Raw genomic sequence first — 17123 nt, 5'->3', positions numbered from 1 at the left:
CGTCGTAAGCCGGGCGTTATGCCATTAATAGAGGAACATCATGAAATCAAGGATATTATTTTTAGTAATGCTCTTATGTGCAAATGTATCACATGCGAAATACATCTATGAATATATGGATAAAGTTGAGCCTCTTCTAATGGCTGCAAAATATGATGAAGCAGATCAAGAGTTTGCCGCTATCAATAAGAGAGTCAGACAACAAGCAATAAGTGGTTATCTTTTATCTGATCACTATAAAAGAACAGTCGAGTGGCTTAAAAACATAGATAGCTACCACGCACACCTTAGAAAAATTGAATCAAATATGAGTCAATACAAGGCAGCAGGAAACGGTGAAATATCGCTTCGGAAATGCGAATCAAGCTGCGAGTATCTATATATAATAGGTATTGATAATGGCAAGCCTAAATCTTTCCCATATTCTGAAGACTTTATGACCTACATTAATAATCATAGAAACTCAGCCGTTGAAAAATTCTACGCCCTTAATGAACAGCTTTCAAAACAAGACGAGGCCAGAAAAGAAAAAGCCATAGCAGAAAGGGAGTTAAATAAAAAACAAGAGCAAGAGGACCGGCTTAGAAAGAAAGAAGAAAAGCGATTAGCAAGAAAGGCCGAAGAAGAGGCAAAAAAACAAGCTACTCAAAAAGAAATAGACCGAATAGATATATTATCGAAAGAGCATGGATATTCGGGGTATGCAAAAGTTAATATTATCAAGCTAATCTACGACACCCAAAAAAATGGGGGGCTTGAGAACTATATAAACAAGGTCGTTGGCTGTCACAAACTAAACAACGATCCTTGTTTAAAGTGGTATCCTAAGTTAAAAGCCATTCAAATATTAGATGATTCAGTTTTATACTCTTTTTCAGAATATGCGGCTAACGAGTATTTAACCTTCACCATCCTTGCAGCTAAAGAAAAAGCTAAAATTTATCAAGAAGGGCAATCATTTAAAAATGACTTTTTTGTTTTTAAGGGTATGACCTCCTATACAACTGTATCTGGCGCAAGAAAAAGCGTTCCAGTTTTTGAGGTAGCTAATTTAGGTAGCAAATAGCAGCTAACAAGTCAAAGCACTCGGACGCAGCAAAGCTGCGCCGGTGCTTGAGGCGTTAGAGAAAAGAAAACCAAGAGGAAGAATCATGTTGGTATGCGATAAATGTGGTGCTGGAATAAACGAGGGATCAAAATTTTGTCCTCAGTGCGGCGATCCTGTCACTGAAGCAGATCGGGTAACTGTTCCAGTCGCAGAATCGCAGATAGCAAATGTTGAAATATCTTTTGGTGAAAGTTCATCGGCAAACTTTACCAAGGCAGTTCAAATTTGCAAAAACATTCCGTCTTACTCAGTTACAGGCGAAGGGAAGCAAGCCCAACATAAAATCTCACTACCAATCACAGAAGTGGATTTGATTATTAACCTATATGAATTGGTTGGAAGTTGGAAATCATCTCAAATGCTCATAAATAGGCATGCTGCAACTAAGAAAGACTTAACCTATTATGGTGTTGGTTGTTATAGAAATAGACAAAAATCCTATAAGCCTGAACAGTTCTGTTTTGGTGAAAAAGAATATGAAGCCAATATTTGGGGGTGCAAAAGATTAAATATGCCAATCAATGAATGGGGAGGTGATTGGCTTGATTATGGCGAGTTCGATAAGTCAGGGGCTTGGCACTTCGATAAAGACAGAATCAAGCATGAACTAGAACTCACATTAAAAGAAAATGAATTGTGTCCGATTCTGGATAGAAAACGAGTTCTTGAAACGCTAGAAAAACTACCCGACAGCATTAACCCGAAAAGTGACCGGAACTGGCAATACAGAACAAGCTACGAGGAAGTAAACGGTGATTACAAAGAAGTTGCAGTCGGTGTGAAGCCTGTTATAAAGAAAATCAATATATATGTTGTTGGTGGCTTTAAGCCGATCTGGGATATCGAAAGTGCAGGTAATCATTCGGGGAATGAGCGCGTCATGAAGGTCAATCTCCAACTAGATGATGAGACGCCGAAACAAAAAAGGTCGTCAAAAACAAAGAAAAAAAGCGGCTCGTTGTCTTCAGTTTGGTGGATTGTCGCTGGCATTGTAGTTCTGTACTTATTGTTCAAGTGAAAATTTCTCTAACAATCACATACACTCGAACGACAAAAAACGCCGCTCCTTCGTCGCTCTGCTTTTTGCTGCCGGTGATGTGAAGCGTTAGAGCTCGATTTCTTAATCAACAAAAGGAGAACAGGAAGTGAATGTTGAAGATTTATTTATGGCGCCAGAGGATCTATTTCGTCTTGGAAATTCTACAGATCCGCGCCTCACAAATGTACGGAGACCCAAGGATATAGATACAATAGAAGTCAATGGAATTATTGTTGTTGTATCAAATGGTAAAGGAGTTTCACTTTCAACCAAGGAAAGGCTAGATTCTACTCCTATGTCTGGCTGGGTTTGGAAAATCCCTAGGCATACTGTCGTACCAACCGGACTAAAACTTATCAATGATCGCCCAGGACATTACAGTATATGTCCAGTTTCAAACATGCCTCTTGATGAGTTCAAGGGGCTTCTTTCTAAATTGGCCATGAAGTGTCAAAAGGTATTTAAGAAACAGGTTTCATAATGAGTGTTCTACGAGAGCTTAAAACCTCACTTTTAGACTGGGAAGCTAGAGTCGTTTTAGAATCTCTTTCAAGAGAAATTCAGCGACTAAAGGATATAGCAGAGAACTCTACTGATGAAGATGAAGCTGCTGATGCTGGCAATGATTGCTTGGAGGTTGTCGGCTTGAAAGAGCGCCTAGAAACAGAGGCAGCCTCTGTTTTCGGAGATCAAATCAAAGATTTCAGTCGCGACGAGGTCTAGCCAACAAGCCGAACAGAAGGACTTGGCCGATATTCAAGATATCACCCACTGGCGAAAAAAGATGGCTTAACGAATCAAGTCGCGCGCAGCCGCGACCTTATCCAAATATCTTGCAGCCAATACTTTATTTAGTACCAGAGACCACTTATACTGTATATGTATCCAGTCTCTACAATTTCCCAAAGAGGATGGATAGCAAAGGAAAGAAAGGAGGCCAAATACCGGTCTCTTTTATAAAAAAGGCGCTGGCCCTGGGTGCTACCAACACCCAAGACCAGCTAACCATCACCGACTGAAAAGGAGTCGACAATGGCTGGCGCGAAGTTTACTCAAAACCCCTCCTCCTGTCACAGCCTTCAGGCGCTGACAGCCCACCCCACCACTGACCCGGTCATCTTCTTTGACCGGTCTGCCAAGCCCCTTGATTTACTGGATACGGCCAATCACCGTCTGGGCGCTGCCCAGCGGCTGCTGGAACTCACCGCCTCTGACGACATACAGAGTGCCGATAGCCGGGCCCTCAGCGTGGTATCCGAAGCCGCCTACCTGTTGCTGTCCGACGGCTACGACCTGTTCCGGGCTCTGACCAGCGACTAGATCGGCCACCTGCCGGTGGCCGGAAAGATCCCCAAGCCCGGCCAGCAATGGCCGGGCTTGCAGGTATGGGGTCAGGCCTTACAATTCACATAAGCCGTGTCAAATGTAAGACCTGACTCCGTTGCCGCGGAAACCCTCCAGCACCGCGTTCTGGATTGCCAACGGCAAGACGAACCGGGAAATCGGCGAGATTCTCGCGGTCAGCCCGCGCACCGTGAACAAGCACCTGGAGGGAATCTTCTTCAAGCTGGGCGTGGAGAACCGCACCGCGGCGGCGGGTATCGCCATACGCGAGTTGAACATGGATTCCTGAGTGGAGCAAAAACAATTGGTTAAGCAACATGCCCAGAGCCGGAGTTGACATAGCATGGATACCGCTCTACCGCTCTACCGCTCTACCGCTCTACCGCTCTACCATGATTGTTGATTTCAAAGACAAGGGCACGGAAGACATTTTCAACGGAGAGGTGAAGTATGGTCCGCATGCCTACGCACAGGCAACCGATTCATCCCGGCGAAATACTGGTAGAAGAGTTTTTGCGCCTGATGAACATTACACAGCTTGAACTGGCAGATGCCATTCATATTACTTACCAACGTGTTAATAAGCTGGTTAATCAGAAGCGTGGCATTACACCCAGCACAGCGCTTCGTTTGGCTCGTTTTTTCGGCGTCTCGACCGATTTCTGGCTCAATCTGCAAATCAGGTGGGATCTTTACAACACAACAGGCCGAACAGAACGACTTGGCCGATATTCAAGATATCACCCACTGGCGAAAGATGGCTTAACGAATCAAGTCGCGCGCAGCTGCTACCTTATCCAAATATCTTGCAGCCAATACTTTATTTAGTACTAGAGACCACCTATACTGTATACGCATCCAGTTCATACAATTTGCCAAAAAGGATTGGATAGCAAAGGAAAGAAAGGAGGCCAAATACCGGTCTCTTTTACAAAAGGCGCTGGCCCTGGGTGCTACCAACACCCAAGACCAGCTAACCATCACCGACTATAGAGGAGTCGACAATGGCTGGCGCGAAGTTTACTCAAAACCCATCCTCCTGTCACAGCCTTCAGGCGCTGACAGCCCACCCCACCGTTGACCCGGTCATCTTCTTTGACCGGTCTGCCAAGCCCCTTGATTTACTGGATACGGCCAATCACCGTCTGGGCGCTGCCCAGAGGCTGCTGGAACTCACCGCCTCTGACGACGTACAGAGTGCCGATAGCCGCGCGCTCAGCGTGGTATCCGAAGCCGCCTACCTGTTGCTGTCCGACGGCTACGACCTGTTCCGGGCTCTGACCAGAGACTAGTCGGCCACCTGCCGGTGGCCGGAAAGATCCCCAAGCCCGGCCAGCGATGGCCGAGCTTGGGGGACTACCACCTTTATTCCCCAGCCGAGTAAGCGTATTGCGTAAAAATTGGACACACGCTAAACAAAAGGCTTTTCACGCCAACCCTATTGAACCCCATCCGCATCCGGCCGCCGTTAACCACCGCGCTCAGCGCCGTCTTTCATAGGCGCCCTTGATGCAGCATTGGCAACACGAGTGCCAATGGAAAAATGATCACCGAGGCCGATATCTCGGCACAATCGAAAATCGTCAAAAATCACAATAGAAATATGCAGCTACCTCTCCCCCTGAAAATGGGATAGTAGGCGCGGTGATCACTTTGCCCAAAGCGGGAACCGCACCTTGACGTGGCGGGGCTTCGCGGGCATTCTGCGTAAAATTTCACCAAGGATACCAGTCTTGGGCAAAGTGGTCTTGGGGGCCTCTATATAAATGTTAGAATTACTTATATAGATAACCTAGAGGGAATTTAGATGGCTGAAGTAATAGAAGAAAAAACACTGTTGAAGTCCGCAACGGTCAGCTTATTGAGAATGCAGGAGTTTGATGTTGATCACCTTCCAAGGGTCAATGAGCTTGGAAGCTCGCTTAATTTTCAGAATTCAATTGAGCCATCGAGACGGTTGATCTCGTTGTATAGACGGTTATCAACAACAGCGCTTGAAGATTTTCCTGATGCAATACTTACTCAGATAAAGGCACAGTGCGATGCAGATTACCAGAAGTTCGATCAAATCATAGCTTTTGATCCATCCGCTCAGCAAACACCATCAACGGTACGCGATACTTATATGACTCAACTTGTAAATGCATATGATCCAGCGTTTAACAAACTGAGCCCTCATATTTCATATTCTTTACATCGTTCAGCTGACTTTCAGCGATTGGATTCAGATGCAAGATCAACATTTCAACAAATTAAAGATGAAGCTAGTTCTATTCAAAAAAGCCTTGAGGCACAAAAAGAGAGTGCCGAAGGAATATTGAGCGATATTCGTGAAACAGCAGCCGAGCAAGGCGTAACTCAACAAGCAATCTACTTCCAAACTGAATCATCGGTACATGAAACTGATGCTGCCAAATGGGAGGTAAGAACAATATGGGTGGCCTCAACTTTAGCAGTTTTCGCCATAGCTTCTATTTTTTTACACAAATGGTCATGGATTGCACCGGTCAATACATTTGAAACCGTTCAGTTAGTCTCAAGTAAATTATTAATATTTGGTGTACTTGCCTATTTGTTAATTCTATCGGCAAAGAATTATTTAAATCATAAACATAACTCTATCGTTAACAAGCACCGTCAGAATGCACTCATGACATATAAGGCTATGGTAGATGCAACTGACGATCCAGGCAGCAGGGAAGCAATTCTAATTCAGGCTGCGGGTTGTATCTTTAACCCTCAAACTACGGGCTATACCATCGGCGGTGATACACCTGCGGTATCGGGCAAATCCATGGTCGAAATTCTGAGTAAGCCAATAGTTCAAGCCGCGGCCAGTTCTAACAAGTAAATGCAGTTGGTTACAGCCAAAAAACGGCCTCCACTGGACACGCTAAGGCGCGCCACTGATTGATGTTCGGCAGAGCAAGGAAATTGAAATGAATGACTTTCCCGGCGGCTCAAGAAGTCGCGTAAATAAGGCTGGCGAAAGGATAAGAGAAGCCACGGCCACAGAAGAGGATCTGCGTGTTATTGATTCATGGAGAGCTGCGCATAGGGGAGTTCTGAATACCTTTCAGGCAGTCTTAAGGATGCGCACTAGGCAGTCCCAGGTGGTTGTAGCGCAGCGACACAAGAGAAAGTCTACGATTATCGGCAAGCTTCATAGATTTCCCAAGATGCAGCTATCCAGGATGGATGATGTTGCGGGATGCAGGCTCATATTCCCGTCTATTGAAGAGCTCTATCAGTTCCGTGAAAAGTTACATAAAGCGAGATTCAAACACGAACTCAAGAATGATGTTGATAGATATGATTATATCAAGAGTCCGAAAAGCACGGGTTATCGCGGCGTCCACGATATATACAGTTACGATGTTAAATCCGATTCTGGGAGCCACCTTAAGGGATTAATGGTCGAGCTTCAATATAGAACTAATATCCAACATGCATGGGCGACTGCTGTTGAAGTTATTGGTTTTATAACGGAGAGTCAGCCTAAATTTCAAGAGGGGGATTCTCGGTATGAAGAAGCTATGGCGCTTGCTGGCGAAATACTTGCGCGCGCTTTCGAGAATAATCATGGTCCCCATCGGCAACTCACAAATGATGAGGTGGTGAGACTGTTTCTCGCAAAGGAACGGGAGATAGGTCTTCTTAATATGCTTAGAAGCCTTAATTCCTCAGATACGGATGTCTCCAAAAAGAGAAATACGATTCTGATATTTTCGGATTCTGGTGATCTTGAGGTTCACACGTATAAAGATGCAACTGATGCTCTCAGGGCATTGTTTGAGTTGGAGAGACAGGCTGACGGTCGAGATATCGTTCTGGTTAGAGCGGACACATCAGATGAGATTAGGTTTGCATTCAAGAATTACTTCTCAGATGCTACTGATTTTATAAATCTTGTAGGGCAAGGGTGCGAGATTCTATCGGGGCGTAGGGTTATAAGTGAAAGTAAGAAGAGAGTTCGGAAAAAAAAGCCAGCCGAACAAGAACAAGAAAAAGGACAGCCATAAATAGAAAAATCGGAAAGTATTCTGATGACGTTTATTATTGAAAAATTTTCGAACGTTAGAGGACACTTATTAGCAATATAGGGTTGAAGTGAGCCCCAATCAGCCGCTCAAGGTCAAAGAAACCCCCGCAGTTGAGCTGCGACGGTACTCTTCAAGGGGAAGGCAAAGAATCAGGACGTGGGCGACGGAGAGAAAAATCGCTCACACTCTCAAGAAGCAATAGCGTGTTTAAAAACCTACAAAACAGAGTTCTCAGAGGCAGGCAAAGACGGTTCGTGGGTGCTGTATCTACAAGAAGATCTAGATGCAACAAATAAGTGTCTTTCCTCCATGATTGAAATTGCAAGAAAAGACCTCCAGGTGGTGTGAATATAAATAAATGTTATGTAGCATAAGGAAAATTAAATAGTGTTTCGAAAACAGAAAAATAATCCTTACTTAGAGCCGGGAAGGCTGGGTGATATTTTGGGGCTAATTCAAGTTCTGGGATTAGATAGTTTAGTTTACCGTTCTGAGTCAGGTATTGCTGAGGATGAAGACAGGGGCGGTTTGAGGCACGAGCTAAAAGCCACGCCCTCCTCTGGAGAGTCATGGATAGCAGTAGCAAAAGAACACCCTGAATTTTTCCGTATAGATGAAGGGAAGGGATACCCGTTATCGCTCATATGTAGGCATACACACAAAACATCACCTGAGTTAAAAAGTGAACCATTTGATAAATCGATAATTTATAGGTTGATGGAGCTTGCAATAGAACTGCATGATAGGGAAGTGCGGAGATCTCAGAAGTGGACTCTATACATCCCTATTTGGGTGGCGGCCATAAGTGGAGTAATATTGATTATTCGTTCAATCATTGGGACCGCGGGAGGCCAAGCCACATAACCAGTCGATCCAAGGGACAGCCTACTATAAGCACCTTTTGTGCGGTCTCTGCGCTCCCACTTTTGCGCAAAAGGCGCTTATAGTAGGCTGCCCTTGGTCTCAGCGTTAGGTGCTCTGGGCATCCATAGAATATCGAGAACAAGTAGGAAGTTATTGATGACAAAAGAACAGGAGTTATTTATCCAGCGCTTCCTGAGTGAGCTCGAGGAAGATAATGTGGCAATATTCGCTGGTGCAGGATTATCCTCCTCGGCTGGATATGTGAATTGGAGGGAGCTGTTACGACCACTTGCTAATGAATTAAGTTTGGATATAGACGAGGAGCAAGATCTAGTTGGGGTAGCTCAGTTTTATTTGAATGAAAATGGGCGTAACCGCATAAGCCAGCAGTTAATGGATGAAATCGCAACTGCAAAGCAACCTACTGAGAATCACGAAATACTATCTCGATTACCGATAAAAACATATTGGACGACAAATTACGACAAGCTGATAGAAAAGTCATTGGAAAGTGTTGGCAAAATTGTAGATGTAAAATATACGAACAATCATTTGGCCACAACAAAGAGAAAAAGAGATTCAATCGTATATAAAATGCATGGCGACATAGATCATCCTGACATAGCTGTTCTAACAAAAGATGACTATGAAAAATATCCACTAAAAATGAAGCCCTACATAACCGCTTTGTCGGGTGATCTTGTTTCTAAAACATTTCTATTTGTAGGTTTCAGTTTCACTGATCCGAATCTGGATTACATAATGAGCCGGGTAAAAGCTTATTTTGAGGAGCATCAAAGACAGCACTACTGTATTTTCAAGCAATGCAGTAAAACTGATTTTGAGAATTCTCAACTTTATGAGAATGCCAAAATCAAACAGGCGTTGCTAATAAAAGATCTTTCAAGATTCCAAATAAAAACAATACTGGTTGAAAACTACTCTGATATTACTGAAATATTAAGAAGGGTTGAGCGGGCTTATAGACGTAGAACAATTTTTTTATCCGGTAGTGCCCATGAATTCACGCCATTTAACCAAGTAGATGTAGAGTCATTTCTTTGTCGCTTGGGTAAAGTCCTGATTGAGAGAAATTGTAAAATATCCTCCGGTATTGGCTTGGGTATTGGTAATGCATTTATAACGGGTGCGATACAGGGAGTATATGCCCATCACAACGGGTATATTAACGACTATCTAATAATGAGGCCTTTTCCACAGCATATAGAAGATAAGCAGTTAAGAGATGAGACTTGGAGAAAATATAGATATGAGGTTATAGGGTCTGCTGGTATCGCCATATTTTTTATGGGAAATAAATTTGAAGATGGCGATATTGTACTGGCAGATGGCGTTAGAAAAGAATTTGATATAGCCCGTGAATTAGGATTGGCATTAATCCCTGTAGGAAGTAGTGGTCATATGGCAAAGGAGCTTTGGATCGAAGTGATGGCGAATGTGTCGCAATATTATGACGAATCCAATACAAGCCTGATTGAGGCGATAAATGATCTCGGTGCTGATGTAGAAAAGCCAGAGCAGTTGATTTCGAAAATTGTTAATGTAATTGATTTAATGTCAAAGGAGTAAAAAATGGCTAGGAAACCGGTATTCTTTAGTTTTCACTATGATAACGATGTTATGCGAGTCCAACAAATTCGCAACATCGGTGCTCTTGAGGGAAATACACCTGTATCAGCTAATGATTGGGAGACGGTAAAAAGAGGTGGTGACGCAGCGGTAAAAAAATGGATAGATGACAACTTTAAATATAAACAATGTGTAATTGTTCTTGTTGGTGAGGAAACTTCCAATCGTCCATGGGTGAAATATGAAATAGAAAAAGCTTGGAATGACGGAAAACCAATATTTGGTATATTTATTCATAATTTAAAATGTCCACGAAATGGTGTTAGCCGTAAAGGTAAAAATCCATTTGATAATTTCAATTTTAAAGATGGGAGGGCGCTATCTAGCGTAGTTAAATGTTATGATCCTTCTACAAATGACACATATAACTATATAGTTAAAAACATGCAAGGCTGGGTGGATGCAGCGATTGTTCAAAGGGAATGAATTGATAAAAGATAGTTCTTAAAACTATTTTTTTATCTTTGTTGAATTTCGTATAGTCATGTTCATATAAGAGCGATTATGGATGAAATATGGTAGATTTTGTAACATTTAATGATCTTAAAAGATTTAATGACGATCTGACTATAAATGAGCAGGCGATAATTAAGTCCCGATCTAGCTCAAGATCTAGCAAGGATACATTTCTATCACACTCATCTAAAGACTCAGAATATTTGCCTGGTGTCGTTAAACTACTGGAAAACCATGGAGCCTCTGTTTATTGTGATTTAGGAGACGAAAGCCTCCCTGAAACCCCAAGCACAGAAACAGCAAAAATAATTAAAAATCAAATACATGAAAGTCGTCGATTGATTGTGCTTGTCACTACGAATAGTAAAGATTCTAAATGGGTTCCTTGGGAACTTGGAATTGGAGACTCTAGGTTATCGACAGCAAATGTCGCTTTGTTTCCTGCTGCTTCATCTAGCTATGAGCAATCTTGGGCTAAGCAAGAATACCTTGGTCTGTACAGGCATATCGTTTGGGGAAGAATTCAAGGGGAACCAAAACCTTTATGGATGGTTTATGATCATCACGCAAATACAGCCACTAAATTATCCGAATGGTTGAAGGGATGACTGCACCTAACGAGTGGGTGAGGCTGACCCGGTACTACGCTGCGCTCCGTCCCGGCAGCTTACCAAAGGCGTTATACGCATAGAGAGCTGAATGTCATTTTTAAAGAAACTCAGATTTGATCTTTGGATAAAAAGAAATCTGGCAAGAAGAATTGCCGGCCTGTTTCGGCGTGGAAAATTTTTTAAGGCCTGCGCAACGGTATTGACTTTTCCTCTGATAAATGTATTTCTGATCTCATTTTTTTGAATTACGCAAAAGATAAACCTTATGTAAGTAATCTTGGCTTCAATATTGAAGTGGTGCGGATATCGCTTCTACTGATACTGAGCGTAATAATCCTTTCCAAGAGTTCATACTTCTGCTATGCGAAAATAAAGAAATATAGGACGCGGTTGTGAGCTTATAGGAGGCGCGTATAACAAGACCAATCACGCAGATGTCAAATTTCCCGCATAAATGACTGCAACAAATTCGCCACTAGTGTTGGCGGCGTTAGGAGGCCAAAACACGGGCCACATCTTCCGGGGACTCTCCCTCCTGAACGGCGGTGATGCCTTGCTTTCGAAGCTCTGTCAGCTCCGTATGGCTCAATCGACATGCATCTGTAATTTTTATGTGAATATTGTACAAGGACAGAGTTTCATGTTTAAATAATTATGAGGCAGTTAATAAACCATAGCTTCTACAAGCTGAGGTCCATATCGTACAACAATGCCAGCCAAGGCGACGTTAGGAACAATTAGCTTATCGAAAATATAGGGAAAAAATGGAACAATTTAGGATAATTCAAGATATTCGAGAGTATGTTAAAAGTTTAGATACTTTTTTCGCTAGACCTACGACGAGAGGAGATCATCCAACTTTATATATGGATGATAAACAGGGGAAGACGTACAATAATATTAGGGAAAAAGACTACCTTTTCTCGCAATGTAAAAATTGGGTTTTGCCACACTCTCAGATGGGATTGTCATTTTCCGCCAAATGGCAGCATTTAAAAGATAAATACAAGCTTAAGAAGAAATGGTCATCTGGAAACCCTGTGGATGTGCATTGGGTTATCGAGAATTGCAATGTCCCAAAAGGTCTAAAATTTGTTATAGACGAAAAAGACAAGGAGCATGCATTTCTCACAGTCGAAGAAAGAATGACGACAACCCAGTTGCGAACCAAGTTATTGGAATTGGCGGATAGAATGTCTGTTATAAGGGAGGTTCAAGACGCACTATGATTAATTATCGTTTTGAAAAAGAAAAAGAAATTTCCCTGCATTATGCTCATAAGCTAGGAAATATCGAGGCAGTTAATATTCTAGTCAAAGGTGAGGCTTCCAACTCAGAAGAGGCCGTAATTTTGGCGAAGTTTTTCTGGTTGATGGTTGATTCTCTTATAGAAGATTCAAAAAACTCTATAGAAGTTTGCGGGGAAGTCAATTTAGAAGAGTGGAGTGAGTGTTTATTCAACTCTTTCAGAGCGTATTTTAAATCCAGTGGTTTTAGCTCGGAATGGGATTCAGAGTCCGACATGGCCTAATCGTTCAACTAGGCAATGCAATCGACGGCTAAGTTTGTGCACTTTGTTGTGCTGTCGCTACGCTCCATTATTGCGCAAAAAGCGCACAAACTTATCCGCAGTTGATTGCGGCATTATGTGAAGATGGCAGTATTGCTAATCGCGATCTCTTTTGCGCTGCCGGTGCCAGAAAATCAACACGGCACCGATCGCCAACGGCATCAGCAACCACAGCAGATGATGCAATTCATGTATGGGGCCGGGAGGAGCATGGCCTTCGTGTGCCCAGCCGAATACACAGAAGCCTGCGGAAAACAGCGCTAGTAGTGCGGAAAAAATATGCTTGTTGGTCATTGTCGATCTCTCTGCCGGAGTTGTTGAAAAGGAGCCTAAGCCGTCAATGCCGGTTTGTCGTCCAGCATGCCCTCGCGGACAATAAATTGGATGATGTCCTGCAGCCCCTCCCGGGACTTCAGATTGGAGAACACGAATGGCTTCTCGCCGCGCATTGCTTTCGCATCGCGGTCCATCACTTCCAGTGAGGCTTCTACCAGGGGCGCCAGGTCAGTCTTGTTGATAATCAGCAGGTCGGAACGGGTAATACCCGGCCCACCCTTGCGCGGGATCTTGTCACCGGCGGATACGTCGATGACGTAAATGGTAAGGTCGGACAGTTCCGGGCTGAAGGTTGCGCTCAGGTTGTCGCCACCGCTCTCCACGAACACCACATCCAGATTGCCGTGGCGGGCCACCAACTCGTCGATGGCCGCCAGGTTCATGGATGCGTCCTCGCGGATCGCCGTGTGCGGGCAGCCGCCGGTTTCCACGCCGATAATGCGATCGGCGCTGAGCGCTTGGTGACGGGTGAGAAACTGGGCATCCTCCTGGGTATAGATATCGTTGGTCACCACGGCGATGTCGTAGTGGTCGCGCAGGGCCCGGCATAGCTCTCGCAGCAGTGCGGTCTTACCCGAGCCCACCGGTCCGCCCACGCCGACCCGCAGGGTTTGGCTGTTGGCCTGATTCATATTTCCTCCACAATATTTCTTGATCGATCATAACTACTCTCCCCCGTTTGCGGGGGAGGGGGGCTTTGATCAGGCGCCCCCTCTCCCTAACCCTCTCCCCCAAAGGGGGAGAGGGGACTGTTGGAGCAAGTAGTCCAATCAGGATCGAAACAACCGGGTGTACATGTGTTCGTGTCGCGCACTGGCGATGGCCAGTGCCGGCAGTCCACTGCCCAGTTCGCTGTCATCCAGACTACGCGCGCATTCGATGGCGGCGGGCACCTGCAGTTGCAGTTCTCCCAACAGTTTTTGCGCCTGGGTCTGGCCCAGGGGTACCAGCTTGGTGGCCGCGGCGACCTGGTTTTCCAGCCAGGACCACACCAAGCCGGCCAGCGCCGCATTTTTGTCGATCTGCCAGTGGCGGGCAGCCAGCGCGAACGCGGTAACGAAACTTACCTCCGTCTCCGCCAGCGGATCGGGGACTTCCAGCTGCGCCAGCAGGCGCATCAGCGCATTGCCGGTAGCGGTATCGGTCAGCAGCAGTTCCCGGGTTTCCCGGCATGCCAGCGCGTAGCGGTTCCAGTAGCGCAGCCGGTCCATCGCGCCCTCTTCCAGCGCCTCGTAGCAGCGCAGCAACAATGGGCAGTCCACCCGGGCCAGGCCGTGGCGCAACTGCAATTCCAGCCATGCGCGGGTTTCCTCCGCGCTGCGCACCCAGCCGGCGTCGACGGCGTATTCCAGCCCTTGGGAGAAAGCGTAGCCCCCCACCGGCAGGCTGGCGCTGGAGAGTTGCAGCAGCCGCAGCAGGCCCGCGTCAGTGGTGGTGATCGCCATGGCTGTAGGCGCCGGACTCGGGGACGAATACGTCTTCTTCACGGATCAGGTCGAGGCCCAGCTGCACGAGCATTTCCTCCAGCACGTGGTCCGGCTTGATGCGCAGCCAGCGTTCGCCCACCTGCAGTTTCACGTGGCGGTTACCCAGGTGGTAGCAGGCGCGGCTGAAGGTCAGCCAGTCGTCGCTGCGGGCGGTGGTCACGGCCTCTTTCGCTCCCTCCACCAGGATGTGCCTGCCGCAGGCGCTGCGCAGTACCTCGCCCACTTGCAACGGCTTGCCGCGCTCGAGGAATATCCGCACTTCCTGCCCCTCGCTCGATTGCACCCGCAGCCGCCCCTTGTCGCGCTGCAGGTGGTCGAGTACCACGCGCACGTCGATGGTTGGGGGCGTTTGCGTGTCGAGGCGTTGGTAAATTTCCAGCATGGTGTTCATCTCTCAGGCAATTCTTTACAAGTAACTACTTGCGCCCTGTAGGAGCGGGGGGGGGGACGGCCATCCGCCCATGCCCGCGAACAGAGGCCGATCGCGGGCATGGCCCGCTCCTACAGGGTGGTTCCCTTGAACCGGTGCGGGTTCCCTGTGGGTGAGTAGTTACCTCTATCACATCAGAACAGGCAGTAGCGCTGCGCCAGCGGCAGTTCGCTGGCGGGCTCACAGGTGAGCAGTTCACCATTGGCACGCACCTCGTAGGTCTGCGGGTCCACGGTAATTTCCGGCAGCCAGTCGTTCAGCAGCATGTCGCTCTTGGTGATTGCGCGGGTGTTCCGGCAGGCCACCAGGCGGCGATGCAGGCCGAGGGCCTCGCCGATGCCGGCATCCAGCGCAGCCCGGGAGGTGAAGGTCACGGAAGTCTTGGCCGCGGCAATCCCCAGGGCGCCGAACATGGGCCGGTAGTGCACCGGCTGCGGTGTGGGAATCGAGGCATTGGGGTCGCCCATGGGCGCCGCGGCGATCATGCCGCCCTTGAGGATCAGCGATGGCTTGATGGCGAAAAACGCCGGTTTCCACAACACCAGATCCGCGAGCTTGCCCACTTCGATGGAGCCGACCTCATGGGCGATACCGTGGGTGATGGCGGGGTTGATGGTGTACTTGGCCACGTAGCGCCGCGCGCGGAAATTGTCCGCGCCCTCGGTCGCGCCGCGCGCATCCTCGGCCAAGCAGCCGCGCTGCACCTTCATTTTGTGCGCCGTCTGCCAGGTGCGGGTGATCACCTCCCCCACCCGCCCCATGGCCTGGGAATCGGATGCGATCATGCTGAAGGCGCCGAGGTCGTGCAGTATGTCCTCCGCGGCGATAGTCTCCTTGCGGATACGGGAATCGGCAAAGGCGATGTCTTCCGGAATACTGGTATCCAGGTGGTGGCACACCATCAGCATGTCGAGGTGTTCATCGACCGTATTGAGGGTGTAGGGCCGCGTCGGGTTGGTGGACGAGGGCAATACATTGGGCGAGGCGCAGGCCTTGATGATATCCGGCGCGTGGCCGCCGCCGGCGCCCTCGGTATGGTAGGTGTGGATGGCGCGGCCCCCGAAGGCCTCCAGGGTATCGTCGACGAAACCGGACTCGTTCAGTGTGTCGGTGTGGATCGCCACCTGCACGTCGTAGCGCTCGGCCACGCCCAGGCAGTTGTCAATCGAGGCCGGCGTGGTGCCCCAGTCCTCGTGCAGCTTGAGCCCGCAGGCACCCGCCTGCAGCTGCTCTTCCAGCGAAGCCGGCAAACTGGCGTTGCCCTTACCGAGAAAGCCGAAATTCATGGGCAGGCTGTCGGTGGCCTGCAGCATTTTGCCGATATTCCAGGGGCCCGGGGTGCAGGTGGTGGCATTGGTGCCCGTGGCCGGCCCGGTGCCGCCGCCGATCATGGTGGTGACGCCGGACATCAGCGCCTCTTCCACCTGTTGCGGGCAGATGAAGTGGATATGCGCATCGATACCGCCGGCGGTGAGTATGGAACCCTCGCCGGCAATCACTTCTGTGCCCGGGCCGATGACGATATCCACACCATCCTGTACGTCCGGATTGCCCGCCTTGCCGATGCCGGCGATGCGGCCGGCCTTGATGCCGACGTCGGCCTTGACCACGCCCCAGTGATCCAGGATCAGCGCATTGGTAATCACCAGGTCCGCGGTCTCTTCAGAGCCCAGCTGGCTCTGCCCCATACCGTCGCGGATCACCTTGCCGCCGCCGAATTTGACCTCGTCCCCGTAGCGGGTGAAGTCTTTCTCCACCTGCAGCCAGAGTTCGGTATCCCCCAGGCGCACCCGGTCACCGGTGGTGGGCCCGAACATCTGCGCGTAGCTGTGCCTGTCCATGCGGCTCACGACGGCTGTACCTCCGCAGTTTCATCCAACTGTCCCATGACTTCGGCGCGGAAACCGTAGACCCGGCGCGCGCCGGCGTAGGCTACCAGTTCCACCTCGCGCCCCTGCCCCGGCTCGAAACGCACCGCCGTGCCGGAGGCAATATTCAGGCGGAAACCGCGGGCTTTTTCCCGCTCGAACCTGAGCGCCGGGTTCACTTCGTAGAAGTGGTAGTGGGAGCCTACCTGCACCGGCCGGTCGCCGGTGTTTTCCACTCTCAGGGTCACGGTCGCGCGCCCCGGATTGAGTTCGATGTCGCCTTCGGCGACCTGTATTTCCCCTGGAATCACTGCCGC

General features: G+C 48.0%; 23 protein-coding genes. 17 read left to right on the top strand and 6 right to left on the bottom strand.

The window, feature by feature from the left end:
• Nucleotides 1–40 precede the first annotated feature (40 nt).
• The 17 genes from FHS09_RS00410 to FHS09_RS00330 all read left to right on the top strand — a co-directional run bounded on the left by FHS09_RS00410 (nt 41) and on the right by FHS09_RS00330 (nt 12646).
• Nucleotides 41–1066 (top strand): hypothetical protein, encoded by a 1026-nt coding sequence (locus FHS09_RS00410; RefSeq protein WP_183455571.1) that lies wholly within the window; start codon nt 41–43, stop codon nt 1064–1066.
• 85 nt (nt 1067–1151) lie between these two features.
• Nucleotides 1152–2126 (top strand): zinc ribbon domain-containing protein, encoded by a 975-nt coding sequence (locus FHS09_RS00405; protein WP_183455570.1) that lies wholly within the window; start codon nt 1152–1154, stop codon nt 2124–2126.
• Between the two features lie 127 nt (nt 2127–2253).
• Nucleotides 2254–2628, top strand: coding sequence for a Tse2 family ADP-ribosyltransferase toxin (locus FHS09_RS00400; protein WP_183455569.1), 375 nt, complete (start codon nt 2254–2256; stop codon nt 2626–2628).
• A complete protein-coding gene (locus tag FHS09_RS00395) occupies nt 2628–2870 on the top strand; it encodes a hypothetical protein (protein WP_183455568.1) in 243 nt (80 codons plus the stop codon). Before FHS09_RS00400 ends, FHS09_RS00395 begins: the two co-directional genes overlap by 1 nt.
• 309 nt (nt 2871–3179) lie before the next feature.
• Nucleotides 3180–3467, top strand: a complete 288-nt coding sequence (locus FHS09_RS00390; protein WP_183455567.1) for a short-chain dehydrogenase — start codon at nt 3180–3182, stop codon at nt 3465–3467.
• Nucleotides 3468–3588: 121 nt separating this feature from the next.
• Nucleotides 3589–3780: a response regulator transcription factor gene (locus FHS09_RS00385; protein ID WP_281383023.1), complete on the top strand. Its 192-nt coding sequence runs from the start codon at nt 3589–3591 to the stop codon at nt 3778–3780.
• 161 nt (nt 3781–3941) lie between these two features.
• Nucleotides 3942–4319 (top strand): HigA family addiction module antitoxin, encoded by a 378-nt coding sequence (locus FHS09_RS00380; RefSeq protein WP_221191707.1) that lies wholly within the window; start codon nt 3942–3944, stop codon nt 4317–4319.
• A gap of 176 nt (nt 4320–4495) precedes the next feature.
• A complete protein-coding gene (locus tag FHS09_RS00375; RefSeq protein ID WP_183455566.1) occupies nt 4496–4783 on the top strand; it encodes a hypothetical protein in 288 nt (95 codons plus the stop codon).
• A 515-nt stretch (nt 4784–5298) separates the two neighbouring features.
• A complete protein-coding gene (locus tag FHS09_RS00370; RefSeq protein ID WP_183455565.1) occupies nt 5299–6342 on the top strand; it encodes a hypothetical protein in 1044 nt (347 codons plus the stop codon).
• A gap of 88 nt (nt 6343–6430) precedes the next feature.
• The gene (locus FHS09_RS00365; RefSeq protein ID WP_183455564.1) at nt 6431–7513 is read left to right on the top strand and encodes a RelA/SpoT domain-containing protein; all 1083 of its coding nucleotides are present in this window, start codon (nt 6431–6433) and stop codon (nt 7511–7513) included.
• A gap of 177 nt (nt 7514–7690) precedes the next feature.
• Complete coding sequence (locus tag FHS09_RS00360) at nt 7691–7882, top strand: hypothetical protein (protein WP_183455563.1); 192 nt, start codon at nt 7691–7693, stop codon at nt 7880–7882.
• Nucleotides 7883–7921: 39 nt separating this feature from the next.
• The gene (locus tag FHS09_RS00355) at nt 7922–8398 is read left to right on the top strand and encodes a hypothetical protein (RefSeq protein ID WP_183455562.1); all 477 of its coding nucleotides are present in this window, start codon (nt 7922–7924) and stop codon (nt 8396–8398) included.
• Between the two features lie 156 nt (nt 8399–8554).
• Nucleotides 8555–9988, top strand: a complete 1434-nt coding sequence (locus FHS09_RS00350) for an SIR2 family protein (protein ID WP_183455561.1) — start codon at nt 8555–8557, stop codon at nt 9986–9988.
• A 3-nt stretch (nt 9989–9991) separates the two neighbouring features.
• Complete coding sequence (locus FHS09_RS00345) at nt 9992–10474, top strand: TIR domain-containing protein (protein ID WP_183455560.1); 483 nt, start codon at nt 9992–9994, stop codon at nt 10472–10474.
• A gap of 89 nt (nt 10475–10563) precedes the next feature.
• Nucleotides 10564–11112 carry a toll/interleukin-1 receptor domain-containing protein gene (locus FHS09_RS00340; RefSeq protein ID WP_183455559.1) on the top strand — a complete coding sequence of 183 codons (549 nt, stop codon included), beginning with the start codon at nt 10564–10566 and terminating at the stop codon, nt 11110–11112.
• Between the two features lie 767 nt (nt 11113–11879).
• Nucleotides 11880–12344: a hypothetical protein gene (locus FHS09_RS00335; RefSeq protein ID WP_183455558.1), complete on the top strand. Its 465-nt coding sequence runs from the start codon at nt 11880–11882 to the stop codon at nt 12342–12344.
• Nucleotides 12341–12646, top strand: coding sequence for a hypothetical protein (locus FHS09_RS00330; protein WP_183455557.1), 306 nt, complete (start codon nt 12341–12343; stop codon nt 12644–12646). Before FHS09_RS00335 ends, FHS09_RS00330 begins: the two co-directional genes overlap by 4 nt.
• A 135-nt stretch (nt 12647–12781) precedes the next feature.
• Here FHS09_RS00330 and FHS09_RS00325 read toward each other — a convergent pair whose 3' ends face one another.
• The 6 genes from FHS09_RS00325 to FHS09_RS00300 all read right to left on the bottom strand — a co-directional run bounded on the left by FHS09_RS00325 (nt 12782) and on the right by FHS09_RS00300 (nt 17117).
• Entirely contained in the window at nt 12782–12979 is a 198-nt protein-coding gene (locus FHS09_RS00325) for a hypothetical protein (protein ID WP_183455556.1), read from the bottom strand.
• A gap of 35 nt (nt 12980–13014) precedes the next feature.
• Entirely contained in the window at nt 13015–13653 is a 639-nt protein-coding gene (gene ureG, locus FHS09_RS00320; protein ID WP_183455555.1) for an urease accessory protein UreG, read from the bottom strand.
• A gap of 138 nt (nt 13654–13791) precedes the next feature.
• Nucleotides 13792–14466, bottom strand: a complete 675-nt coding sequence (locus FHS09_RS00315) for an urease accessory protein UreF (RefSeq protein ID WP_183455554.1) — start codon at nt 14464–14466, stop codon at nt 13792–13794.
• Entirely contained in the window at nt 14447–14899 is a 453-nt protein-coding gene (gene ureE / locus FHS09_RS00310) for an urease accessory protein UreE (protein WP_221191706.1), read from the bottom strand. The genes FHS09_RS00315 and ureE overlap by 20 nt, the downstream gene beginning before the upstream one ends.
• 173 nt (nt 14900–15072) lie before the next feature.
• Nucleotides 15073–16788, bottom strand: a complete 1716-nt coding sequence (gene ureC, locus FHS09_RS00305) for an urease subunit alpha (RefSeq protein ID WP_343057355.1) — start codon at nt 16786–16788, stop codon at nt 15073–15075.
• Entirely contained in the window at nt 16785–17117 is a 333-nt protein-coding gene (locus FHS09_RS00300; RefSeq protein ID WP_183455553.1) for an urease subunit beta, read from the bottom strand. Before FHS09_RS00300 ends, ureC begins: the two co-directional genes overlap by 4 nt.
• Between the last annotated feature and the right edge of the window lie 6 nt (nt 17118–17123).

This window comes from Microbulbifer rhizosphaerae, from assembly GCF_014191725.1.
Taxonomy (GTDB): domain Bacteria; phylum Pseudomonadota; class Gammaproteobacteria; order Pseudomonadales; family Cellvibrionaceae; genus Microbulbifer; species Microbulbifer rhizosphaerae.
The sequence above is the reverse complement of the archived record's forward strand: the minus strand, read 5'-3'. Positions and strand labels throughout refer to the sequence as shown.